1 protein-coding gene is annotated in these 506 nt (G+C 64.0%); it reads left to right on the forward strand.

Translation table 11 applies throughout. The features are described from left to right. The coding region (locus P0D96_RS48375; RefSeq protein WP_408321456.1) for a citrate/2-methylcitrate synthase at positions 1–506 on the forward strand (506 nt) is incomplete at both ends.

Raw genomic sequence — 506 nt, forward strand, 5'->3', positions numbered from 1 at the left:
CTCTGCACGGTCGGCAAGACCGGCAACGACCTGCACTACCGCGGCTACGACATTCTCGATATCGCCAGCGCCTGCGAATTCGAAGAGATCGCGTACCTGCTCGTGCACGAAAAGCTGCCGACCCAGGCCGAACTGACCGCCTACAAGACGAAGCTGAAAGCGCTGCGCGGCCTGCCCGCGAACGTCAAGGCCGCGCTCGAATGGATTCCGGCCGCCGCCCATCCGATGGACGTGATGCGCACCGGCGTGTCGGTGCTAGGCACCGTGCTGCCGGAGAAGGACGGTCACAATCTGCCGGGCGCGCGCGACATCGCCGACAAGCTGATGGCCTCGCTCGGCTCGATGCTGCTCTACTGGTATCACTACTCGCACAACGGCAAGCGTATCGAAGTGGAAACCGACGACGATTCGATCGGCGGCCACTTCCTGCATCTGCTGCACGGCGTGGAGCCGTCGAAGGCGTGGGTCGACGCGATGCACGTGTCGCTGAACCTGTACGCCGAGCA

It is taken from the genome of Paraburkholderia sp. RL17-347-BIC-D (assembly GCF_046027915.1).
Lineage (GTDB): Bacteria > Pseudomonadota > Gammaproteobacteria > Burkholderiales > Burkholderiaceae > Paraburkholderia.